The organism is Polaromonas sp. (assembly GCF_031411155.1).
Classification (GTDB): domain Bacteria; phylum Pseudomonadota; class Gammaproteobacteria; order Burkholderiales; family Burkholderiaceae_C; genus Polaromonas.
In genome coordinates, this window is the sequence record NZ_JANOAL010000021.1 from 1 (window position 1) to 10,615 (window position 10,615).

Below are 10,615 nucleotides of genomic sequence, written 5' to 3' on the forward strand. Positions count from 1 at the left end.
GGCCCTGTCAAGGGTCGGCAAAGTCGCTGCCGCCACCACCGCCACGGCGCTGATCGAGCGCTTTGCGGTGGGCCGCATCGTCTTCACCGGCGTCGCTGGCGGCCTGGGCGAGGGGGTCAAGGTGGGCGATGTCGTGGTCGCCGCAGACTTTGTGCAGCATGACATTGACGCCTCGCCGCTGTTTCCGCGCTACGAAGTGCCGCTCTACGGCAAAACCCGGTTTGACGGCGACCCGGCCCTGACGGCGCTGCTTTTCAAGGCGGCTGCAACGGCCTTGGCGCATGAGAGCGGCCGCCTGGCGTTTCCAGGTGCCCGCGTGCACCAGGGACTGATTGCCAGCGGTGACCGTTTTGTCTGTGGCGCCGGTGAATCCAGCAGGCTGCGCGCTGCGCTGGCGAATGCCGGGCATGAGGTGCTGGCGGTTGAGATGGAGGGCGCGGCGGTGGCGCAGGTCTGTCTGGATTACGGCGTACCCTTTGCCGCCGTGCGCACGATTTCGGACCGCGCAGACGACAGCGCCCATGTCGATTTCCCCGGCTTTGTTGACAAGGTGGCGAGCCGCTATGCCCATGCGATCATCGAGCGTTTGCTGGTTTCGCTATAAATAACAGAGCGGCTTGTGCAGATGGGGAATGGACTAGATCGCTAAATGAGGGATAACTTCACGTGGGGGCTCGACAATTTCCCGCCGGGCCGCTCCAAGGGGAAGTAACCCCTGGGGGCCGCGCATTACACGCTGTGAAAAGCGTGGGGCCTATTTCAACCAGCCCCGCTTGCGGAAATACCACATCGGCACAAGCGCGCTGGACACCATCAAGCCCACTGTGTAGGGGTAGCCCAAGGCACCCAGGAATTCAAGCTCGGGAAATTTGAGGTTCATGCCGTACACGCTGGCAATCAGCGTAGGCGGCAGCAGCGCAACGCTGGCCACCGAGAAAATCTTGATGATCTTGTTCTGGTTGATGTTGATGAAACCGACCGTCGCATCCATCAAAAAGTTGATCTTGTCGAACAGGAAGGCGGTGTGCGAATCGAGCGAGTCAATGTCGCGCAGAATTTGCCGCGCCTCTTCAAACTGCTCGGAACTGAGTATTTTGCTGCGCATCATGAAGCTCAAGGCGCGGCGCGTGTCCATCATGTTGCGGCGGATGCGGCCGCTCAAGTCTTCGTGGCGCGCAATAGCACCCAGCACTTCGCCGGCCAGTTCGTCGGTCATGTTGCCGGCCAGTACCTTGGTACTGACTTTTTCCAGGTCTACGTAAATTCCCTCCAGCGTGTCGGCCGAATACTCGGCATCGGCGTCAAACAGCTTGAGCAGCACTTCCCTGGCGTCTTCAATCAGGCCGGGCGCGCGGCGTGCCCGCATGCGCAGCAGACGAAACACCGGTACGTCTTCATCGTGAATCGAAAACAGCACGCCCTTGCTTTTCAGGTCGTCATTGACCAGATTGAGGATGAAGGCGACCCGTACGGTGCGCGGCTCCTCGTCGTCGGCAATCAGGAAGTCCGAGCGGATGTGCAGCTCGCCGTTGTCTTCCTCATAAAAGCGCGCCGACTCTTCAATGTCCACGTCCATCGCGTCTTCCGGAATGGACAGGCCGTAGTACTGCTTGATCCAGCGTTTTTCTTCAAGGGTAGGGGATTCCAGATCGACCCAGATCGGCTGGAATTTGGACAGCTCCTCGAGGGATTCGATCTCTTCCTGAAAAAGCCGGCCGTTGGCGAGCGTGAAAATATTGAGCATGACGGACTGCCTGTCGGTTCAAGGCTGCACAGGGCCTGAGCACAGGCCTGGCGCAAACGGGGGGTGGATGGCGCTTGTCGCTTTCAACCCCTCATCGACTGCTGGCGTCGGTCTGCGGCGTTGAAAGCTAGCGACTGGGGCTGCTTTCCAAGGATTTCTCCGTGATGAATCAGCGGCGATTATGGCACTGCGCCGCGCATTTATCTAGCGCCGGCATGGCCGAAAAAATGCAGCAATTCCTCTTTTCGCGCATAGGCGTCGTGCTCCCCCAGCGCCATCAGGGCCTTCACAAAGCCCGGTTCAAACAGCAGGTAGCTGGCCAGTGCGGCGCCGCCGGGGCTGCCCTTGGCGCCGAGCGCGCCCAGGCCCGCCAGCGCGTTGTAGGTGGCGGTGGGCAACTCGCCAGCATGGGCCTGCGCCAGCGCGTCGAGCGAATGCGAGGGTGAGATCGCCAGCACATCGACCGGCCGGTAAGGCATGACGGCCGCGATCTCGCGCGGCATCTGGCGCACCGCGTGGCTGACGCGCTGGGCCTGCTCCACGTCGGCCTGCAAGGTGTCCTGAAACACGCTGGCCATGGCATGGCCGGCAATGGCGCCCAGCGTCGGCCGGTCGCTGATGCTCAGGCCGTTGCGGCCGACAAAGCCGGCGCGTTCAGGCTGGCCGACCCCAATCACCAGCACCTTGCCCGCGCCCAGGTGCAGCGCCGGCGACAAGGGCGAGCTTTGCCGCATTGAGCCATCGCCAAAAAATTCGCGGTGACCATCGACCCACAGCGGTGTGGACGGAAACAAAAAAGGCAGGGCGCTGGAGGCCATCAGGTGCTCTATCGTGATGGGCTGAAAATCCGCCCGCCGCCCCGGCCGGCTCCACAGGTCGGCGGGCTTCTCGCTGGCCATCTGGCAAAACGTCCAGTGCACTCCGCTGCTGTAGCTGGAGGCGGTCACGGCCAGCGCGTGCAGGCTTTTTTCCTGCAGCGCCAGATCGATATGACGCAGTGAAATCGCGCGGTGCAGGGTGTCCACCAGCGGTGTGTTGTCCAGAAACGACTGCTGCGCCCGCACCTGCTGTGACAGAAACAGCGCCGCCGCAATCCGGCTCAGACGGATCCAGTTGGGCACCTTGAGCCGGTAGACCTGCGATGAGCGCAGGGTGGTCCAGAAACTGGCCAGCTGGCCAAAGGCCTGCAGCCCCTCGCTGGCGCGGCTGGCCAGAAAAGTGGCATTCAGCGCACCTGCCGATGTGCCCACCAGGATCCTGAAAGGAAAGCGGCCACTGGCCGCACCGCCCTGCAGGCTCAGCATGGAGGAAAGCGCGTGCAGCACACCGGCCTGGTAGGCGGTGCGCGCGCCGCCCCCCATCAGCACCAGTGCATGGTGGTCCTGCTCGGGCGGGGCCAACTCCGAAAACAGGGCCGAGGAAATAATGGTTTCAAGCGACATGAAAAGCTCGGTTGCACACGCCAGGGAGCCAGGCCGGCGGGCCGGGCTGGCGAAAATATGCTCCGGTTTTTATAACACCGTATTTGCCGCAGGAACCAAGCGGGGAGTATCGGGCCGGGCCGGGTCAAGGAGTTTTGCACAAGGTTGCACTATTGTTGCGACGCAAGGTTGCAATCGCAGGCCTTCGAGTGCATAGTGATTCCAAGAGCGTGTCCCCGTCTGCCGCCTTGTCCCTTACTCGGAGGGTGGCGTTTTCAACCCAGTTGCAACACTGGAATTCTTTGGAAGAGGAGTTTTTCTATGAACTTGACGATCAGCGGCCACCATCTTGAAGTCACTCCCGCCCTGCGCGGTTATGTGACCAGTAAACTGGATCGAATCACCCGGCATTTCGACCAGGTCGTGGATGTAAAAGTCTTGTTGACAGTCGATAACATGAAGGAAAAGGAAAGACGACAGCGCGCAGAATGCAATGTGCATGTCAAGGGCCGTGACCTGTTTGCCGAGAGTTCTCATGCTGATCTTTACGCCGCAGTCGATGAACTGACTGACAAGCTTGACCGCCAGGTCGGGCGCTACAAAACCAGAGCCCAGGCTCACCACTCACCCGCCAAAAGGCAGGCCGAGGCGGGTTGAGCAGGCGCCGGTGTCGGGCGTGCAGGGGTGGCTTGGAGCGGTTCGGGGACAAAACTCCGCTGCAGGCGCCATCGTCATCGCACCGATACCGGGTCTGCCTTGAGCGGGCATTTGCATCAGCCGTTTGCGGAGCAAGCGGCTTTTTTATGTCCCTTTTTTAATCTAACCTGCTGTAAAGTGCATAATTCGGCGACTAAAAGATCGTTATGAACCGTCTTTCGCAAATTTTGCCCCCTACTCAAGTGCTGGTCAGCGTCGAAGCGACCAGCAAAAAGCGTGCTTTCGAAGAAGCAGGCCTGCTGTTTGAAAACCTGCACGGCCTCAATCGCGCGCTGATCACCGACAGCCTGTTTGCCCGCGAGCGGCTGGGCTCGACCGGTCTGGGCCACGGCGTGGCGATTCCACATGGCCGAATCAAGGGCCTCAAAGCGCCCATGGCCGCCGTGTTCCAGCTGCAGGCGCCCATCGGCTTTGATGCGCCCGATGAGCAGGCGGTGGTGCTGCTGATTTTTCTGCTGGTGCCCGAAGCGGCAACCCAGAAACACCTCGAAATCCTGTCGGAAATTGCCGAGCTGCTCAGTGACAGCGCGCTGCGCGAACAGCTCAAGACCAGCACCGACGCTGCGGCGCTGCACCAGCTGGTGGCTTCCTGGCGTTCGGTTCACGAAGTCAATTCTTAGGCCCCGCCGGGTCTTGCATCACAGGCCGGTATGAAGCCCACGGTTGTCAGTGCTGATGTCTTGTTTGAAGACCATCGCGCCGCCCTGAAATGGGAATGGGTGGCGGGTCTGGGGGCTTCCGAGCGGCGCTTTGACGAAATCGCCGTGCGTGCCGCGCGCTCGGGCGCTGACCTGGTCGGTTACCTCAACTACATCCATCCCTACCGGGTCCAGATTCTGGGCGAGCGGGAAGTCAACTACCTCACCGATGGCAGCCCCGAAGATAGTGCGCGGCGTATCTCGCGCATCATCACGCTGGAACCACCGGTGCTGGTGGTGGCGGACGGCCAGACCGCGCCCGACACCCTGCTGTCGATGTGCGAGCGCGCGCAGTTGCCGATGTTTGCCACGCCCGAGTCGGCCGCCTTTGTCATCGACGTGCTCAGGGCCTATCTGTCCAAACATTTCGCCGAGCGCACCTCGATGCACGGCGTGTTTCTGGACATCCTGGGCATTGGGGTGATGATTACCGGCGAATCCGGCCTGGGCAAGAGTGAGCTGGGGCTGGAGCTGATTTCGCGTGGTCACGGCCTGGTGGCCGATGATGCGGTGGACCTGTTTCGCATCAATCAGACCTCGGTTGAAGGGCGCTGCCCCAACCTGCTGCAAAACCTGCTTGAAGTGCGCGGCATCGGCCTGCTCGACATCAAGGCGATTTTTGGCGAGACCGCGGTACGCCGCAAGATGCGCCTGAAAATGCTGGTGCACCTGGTGCGCCGCGAAACCCTGGAGCGCGACTACGAACGCATTCCCTACGAGCCGCTGACCCAGGACGTGCTGGGCGTTCCGGTGCGCAAGGTGATCATCCAGGTGGAAGCCGGACGCAATATTGCCGTGCTGGTCGAGGCGGCGGTGCGCAATGCCATTTTGCAGCTGCGCGGCATTGATACCTACCAGGAATTCGTCGAGCGCCACCGCAAGGCGATGGAACAGGATGATTGAGCCCCGATAGGGGTTCAAATGGTCTGCTGCCTGGCTGCTATCAGATTAGTAGTATATTGCGCCCGTAGTTCGTGGGCTGCCCCGCTTTTTGATGCCAGAAACTCAGGAATGATGGTGATGCCGCACCGGCGTCGCGCCCCGGTTGGGGCAGTTTTCCTTGGTGCAGTTGGCATACATCGAGAGCGAATGGTCGGCAATGGCAAAGCCCTTGGCCTTGGCCACCGCATGCTGGCGCTTTTCAATCTCGGCGTCGTAAAACTCCTCGACCTTGCCGCAGTCCAGGCAGACCAGATGGTCATGGTGCTGGCCTTCATTGATCTCGTAAACCGCCTTGCCCGACTCGAAGTTGCTGCGGTTGAGCAGGCCCGCCTGCTCGAACTGGGTCAGGACCCGGTAGACCGTGGCCAGCCCAATGTCGGACCGGTCTTCCAGCAGCACGCGGAAAACGTCCTCCGCCGTCATGTGGCGCTGCTTGCCGGCCTGAAAAATCTCAAGAATCTTCAGGCGCGGCAAGGTGGCCTTCAGGCCGGTACTTTTCAGTTCGTCAATATTGCTCATGGACTTCTCTCTGGGGGAAACGGGGGTGCGGGGCCGGCCGTGTCGCCCGGTCCGGCGGCACCCAGCCGCTACAATGAACCATCATATCGCCTCACTCCCCCACTATGTCAGCCATGCCTGCAAATCCTCGTTACCGCATCCAGACTGCGCTCATCGCCATGGCCTGTGCGGTGCTGGCGTCCTGCAGCAGCAGCGGCGGCAGCGCCATCAACCCTGCGAACTGGATTACCCCTTACAAAATTGATGTCATCCAGGGCAACTTTGTCTCCCGGGAACAGATCGAGCTGCTCAAGCCCGGCCTGAGCCGCGAGCAGGTCAAGGGCTTGCTGGGCACCCCCTTGCTGGCCAGCCTGTTTCATGCCGACCGCTGGGACTATGTGTTTACCCTGAAGCGCCAGGGCGTGGAGCCCCAGTCGTACAAGTACACCGTGTTCTTCAAGGATGACCAGCTGGTGCGCTTCGAAGGCGATACCATGCCGACCGAAGCCGAGTTCATCAGCTCGCTCGATTCGCGCCGCAAGCTGGGCAAGGTGCCCGTGCTGGAGGCCACCGAAGAGCAGCTCAAGGCGGCCGAGAAATCATCGGCGTCCAAACCCGGTGCCAGCGCCGCGCCGGCCGACAGCGCGCCGGCAGCCGCGCAGACCACGGTATACCCGCCCCTCGAAAGCCCCAAACAGTGAGCGAGAATTTGTCCCACCGCATCGCGGTCGCCGGTGCCAGTGGCCGCATGGGCCAGATGCTGATAGAGGCGGTCAATGCCAGCCCCGATTGCGTGCTGAGCGGCGCGCTCGACCTGGCGGCCAGCCCGGCGATTGGCGCTGACGCCTCGGCTTTTTCTGGCCGGCGCAGCGGGGTGCTGATCAACGCAGATATCCGCGAAGGCCTGAAAAACTCGGGCGTGCTGATTGACTTCACGCGTCCGGACGGCACGCTGGCCCATCTGGCGGTCTGCCGCGAGCTGGGCGTCAAGCTGGTCATCGGCACCACGGGCTTCTCGGACGCGCAAAAAGCCGAGATTGCGGCCGCCGCCAACGACATTGCCATCGTCATGGCGCCCAATATGAGCGTGGGCGTCAACGTCACGCTCAAGCTGCTCGAAATGGCGGCCAGGGCGCTGTCCACCGGCTACGACATTGAAATCATCGAAGCGCATCACCGCCACAAGGTCGATGCGCCCTCCGGCACCGCGCTCAAGATGGGCGAAGTGATTGCCGGCGCGCTGGGCCGCGACCTGAAGGATTGCGCCGTCTACGCCCGCGAAGGCGTGACCGGCGAGCGCGACCCGTCCAGCATCGGCTTTGCCACCATACGCGGCGGCGACATCGTGGGCGACCACACCGTGCTGTTTGCCGGCACCGGCGAGCGCATCGAAATCAGCCACAAATCATCGAGCCGGGCCACCTACGCCCAGGGCAGCCTGCGCGCCGCCCGCTTTCTGGCCGGGCAGGCGACCGGCCTGTTTGACATGTTTGATGTGCTGAATTTGAAATGAATTTTTTCAGCCTCATGACCCAGGGCGGCGTCGTCAGCCAGTTGGTGGCGATGCTGCTACTGGGCATGTCGGTGGCGAGCTGGGTGGTGATTTTGTGGAAGGGCTGGCTGTTGCCGCGCGCGGTCGGTGAGGTGGCGCGCAGCACGGCCGTTTTCTGGCAGTCCGCGTCGATCGACGAGGCCCGCCAGAAAGTCGCTGCCTTTGACCGCCAGGCGCTGGTGTTGCCGCTGATTGCCGCTACGGGCATCAGGGCAGGCCAGACGCTGGCGTCGGCCGGCGACCGGTCGCAGCAGCTGACCCGGGTGCTGCGCGACGCCCTGCATGCGGTGCTCAACAAGCTGCAGTTCGGCCAGGTGCTGCTGGCCACCGTCGGCTCGACCGCGCCCTTTGTCGGCCTGCTCGGCACGGTCTGGGGCATTTACCATGCGCTGGTCGGCATGTCGGCGGCGGGCCAGTTCACGATTGACAAGGTCTCGGGGCCGGTCGGCGAGGCGCTGATCATGACGGCCGCCGGGCTGGCCGTCGCCATCCCCGCCGTGCTGGCCTACAACGTGTTTGGCCGCGCCATTGGCCGCATCGAAGCCGACCTCGAAGGCTTCGCGCGCGATCTGCGCGAACTGTTTTCACATCAACCGCAGAACGGATGAACGTGCGCCGGACTGAATATCTTTCCAGGCACGGGCCGCGGGACTGGCTTTGCCAGACCGCAGGCGCAGCGGCCCCCTCGGGGGGCAGGAAGCGACCCGCAGTGCGCGACCGTGGGGGCCTATGAGTTTCGGTCGGCTCGAACGCACCCAGGGCCCGCAGCCCATGAGCGAGATCAACGTCACGCCGCTGGTTGACGTGATGCTGGTGCTGGTGGTGATTTTCATCATCACCGCGCCCCTGCTGGCCAGCACCATCCGGCTCGATCTGCCCAAAACCGATGCTGCCAAACCCGGCGATGCGCCCCAATTTGTCACGCTGGTGGTGGACGGCAAGGGCCAGGCTTTTCTGAACGACAAACCGGTGCAGCCGGACGAACTGGCGCAAAGCCTGGCGCAAACCGCCGCCCGCAACCCGGATGCCGAAGTGCAGCTGCGCGCCGACGAAAGCCTGCCCTACGGCCGCGTGGTCGAGGTGATGGGCGTGGCGCAAAAGGCCGGGCTGAACCGCATCGGCTTTGTGGCGCAAAGCCCGGCCGCCGCGCCGCCGGCCAAATAGCCGCAGGCCCGGCGGCCTGCGCCGGGCAGTTGTCGGCCCCAGCGCCTAAAATCCCTGTTGTTCCGCAGCCCCGCGCTGTCTGCCCGTTTTTCGCCATCCTTTTTCCATGCACGACAAATACCAGCACCTTGACGTAGAGCGCGACGCGCAAACCCACTGGACGGCCATCGATGCCTACCGCGTGACGGAAGACGCTTCACGCAAAAAATACTACGCCTGCTCGATGCTGCCCTACCCCAGCGGCAAGCTGCACATGGGCCATGTGCGCAACTACACCATCAACGACATGCTCACGCGCTATTTGCGCATGAAGGGCTACAACGTGCTGATGCCCATGGGCTGGGACGCGTTTGGCCTGCCGGCCGAAAACGCCGCCATGAAAAACGGCGTGCCGCCCGCGCAGTGGACTTACGACAACATTGCCTACATGAAAAAGCAGATGCAGGCGATGGGGCTGGCCATCGACTGGAGCCGCGAGGTCGCCACCTGCGATGCGAGTTACTACAAATGGAACCAGTGGTTGTTTCTGAAGATGCTGGAAAAAGGCATTGCCTACCGCAAGACCCAGGTCGTCAACTGGGACCCGGTGGACCAGACCGTGCTGGCCAACGAGCAGGTGATTGACGGCAAGGGCTGGCGCACCGGCGCCGTGGTCGAGAAGCGCGAAATTCCCGGCTATTACCTCAAGATCACAGCCTACGCCGAGGAACTGCTGGGTAGCGTGAAAGATGGCCTGGCCGGCTGGCCCGAGCGCGTCAAGCTGATGCAGGAAAACTGGATTGGCAAGAGCGAAGGCGTGCGCTTTGCGTTTACACATGACATCAAGGACGCTTCTGGCCAGCTGATTGGCGACGGCCGCATGTACGTCTTCACCACGCGCGCCGACACCATCATGGGCGTGACCTTTTGCGCCGTGGCGCCCGAGCACCCGCTGGCGTTGCACGCGGCGGCCTCCAATCCCCAGCTTGCCGCCTTCATTGAGGAATGCAAGGCCGGTGGCACCACCGAGGCCGAGCTGGCGACGCAGGAGAAAAAAGGCCAACGCACCGGCCTTTTCGTCACGCACCCACTGACGGGCGAGCCGGTCGAGGTCTGGGTCGGTAACTACGTGCTGATGAGCTACGGCGACGGCGCGGTGATGGGCGTGCCGGCGCATGACGAGCGTGATTTTGAGTTTGCGAAAAAATACGGCCTGCCGATCAAACAGGTCACGGACGTCAAGGGTCAGGCCTACAGCCTGGAAGCCTGGGCCGACTGGTATGCCGACAAGCAGCAGGGCGTGGCCGTCAACTCGGGCAAATACGACGGCCTGGGCTTCAAGGCCTGCGTTGATGCCGTCGCCGCCGACCTGGCCGCCAAAGGCCTGGGCGAAAAGAAAACCACCTGGCGGCTGCGCGACTGGGGCGTGAGCCGCCAGCGCTACTGGGGCACGCCGATTCCCATCATCCATTGTGCAGAGCATGGCGCGGTTCCGGTGCCCGAAAAAGACCTGCCGGTGGTGCTGCCGCAGGACTGCGTGCCCGACGGCTCGGGCAACCCGCTGCTTCACCATGAAGGCTTTCATGCCGGTGTCGCGTGCCCGCTCTGCGGCCAGCCGGCCCGGCGCGAGACCGACACCATGGACACCTTTGTCGACAGCTCGTGGTACTACATGCGCTACTGCGACCCGAAGAACGAGCAGGCCATGGTCGGCGCGGGCGCTGACTACTGGATGCCGATGGACCAGTACATAGGCGGTATCGAGCACGCGATCCTGCACCTGCTCTACGCGCGTTTCTGGACCAAGGTGATGCGCGACCTGAACCTGATCAAGGTCGATGAACCCTTCACCAGGCTGCTGACCCAGGGCATGGTGCTCAACCATATTTACTCGCACAAG

At 62.5% G+C, this 10,615-nt stretch carries 12 protein-coding genes; 9 read left to right on the forward strand and 3 right to left on the reverse strand.

Annotated features, from left to right (window positions below; all coding sequences use genetic code 11):
* On the forward strand, positions 1-604 hold a 604-nt coding region (locus tag RMO23_RS00930), incomplete at its 5' end, for a 5'-methylthioadenosine/adenosylhomocysteine nucleosidase (RefSeq protein WP_309678152.1).
* A gap of 150 nt (positions 605-754) precedes the next feature.
* On the opposite strand, the gene corA is transcribed toward RMO23_RS00930, so the two are convergent.
* Both corA and RMO23_RS00940 read right to left on the reverse strand, forming a co-directional pair.
* Positions 755-1,744, reverse strand: coding sequence for a magnesium/cobalt transporter CorA (gene corA / locus RMO23_RS00935; RefSeq protein ID WP_309678154.1), 990 nt, complete (start codon positions 1,742-1,744; stop codon positions 755-757).
* A 200-nt stretch (positions 1,745-1,944) separates the two neighbouring features.
* A complete protein-coding gene (locus RMO23_RS00940; protein WP_309678156.1) occupies positions 1,945-3,186 on the reverse strand; it encodes a patatin-like phospholipase family protein in 1,242 nt (413 codons plus the stop codon).
* A 300-nt stretch (positions 3,187-3,486) separates the two neighbouring features.
* Here RMO23_RS00940 and hpf point away from each other — a divergent pair, with 300 nt between their 5' ends.
* From hpf to hprK, 3 genes are all read left to right on the forward strand, one after another.
* Positions 3,487-3,822 carry a ribosome hibernation-promoting factor, HPF/YfiA family gene (gene hpf / locus RMO23_RS00945; RefSeq protein WP_309678157.1) on the forward strand — a complete coding sequence of 112 codons (336 nt, stop codon included), beginning with the start codon at positions 3,487-3,489 and terminating at the stop codon, positions 3,820-3,822.
* Positions 3,823-4,028: 206 nt separating this feature from the next.
* Positions 4,029-4,502, forward strand: coding sequence for a PTS IIA-like nitrogen regulatory protein PtsN (gene ptsN / locus RMO23_RS00950; RefSeq protein WP_309678159.1), 474 nt, complete (start codon positions 4,029-4,031; stop codon positions 4,500-4,502).
* A gap of 30 nt (positions 4,503-4,532) precedes the next feature.
* Complete coding sequence (hprK, locus tag RMO23_RS00955; RefSeq protein ID WP_309678161.1) at positions 4,533-5,483, forward strand: HPr(Ser) kinase/phosphatase; 951 nt, start codon at positions 4,533-4,535, stop codon at positions 5,481-5,483.
* Positions 5,484-5,585: 102 nt separating this feature from the next.
* Here hprK and fur read toward each other — a convergent pair whose 3' ends face one another.
* On the reverse strand, positions 5,586-6,041 hold the full coding sequence (gene fur, locus RMO23_RS00960) for a ferric iron uptake transcriptional regulator (protein WP_309678163.1): 456 nt from the start codon (positions 6,039-6,041) through the stop codon (positions 5,586-5,588).
* A gap of 113 nt (positions 6,042-6,154) precedes the next feature.
* On the opposite strand from fur, the gene RMO23_RS00965 reads away from it, so the two are divergent.
* The 5 genes from RMO23_RS00965 to leuS form a co-directional block, all read left to right on the forward strand.
* Entirely contained in the window at positions 6,155-6,721 is a 567-nt protein-coding gene (locus RMO23_RS00965; protein WP_309678165.1) for an outer membrane protein assembly factor BamE, read from the forward strand.
* 8 nt (positions 6,722-6,729) lie between these two features.
* Positions 6,730-7,533 (forward strand): 4-hydroxy-tetrahydrodipicolinate reductase, encoded by an 804-nt coding sequence (gene dapB, locus RMO23_RS00970; protein WP_405041540.1) that lies wholly within the window; start codon positions 6,730-6,732, stop codon positions 7,531-7,533.
* Positions 7,530-8,180 (forward strand): MotA/TolQ/ExbB proton channel family protein, encoded by a 651-nt coding sequence (locus RMO23_RS00975; protein ID WP_309678170.1) that lies wholly within the window; start codon positions 7,530-7,532, stop codon positions 8,178-8,180. The genes dapB and RMO23_RS00975 overlap by 4 nt, the downstream gene beginning before the upstream one ends.
* A gap of 121 nt (positions 8,181-8,301) precedes the next feature.
* Entirely contained in the window at positions 8,302-8,736 is a 435-nt protein-coding gene (locus RMO23_RS00980) for a biopolymer transporter ExbD (protein WP_309678172.1), read from the forward strand.
* A 106-nt stretch (positions 8,737-8,842) separates the two neighbouring features.
* A partial coding sequence (leuS, locus tag RMO23_RS00985; protein ID WP_309678174.1) for a leucine--tRNA ligase occupies positions 8,843-10,615 on the forward strand: 1,773 nt, incomplete at its 3' end.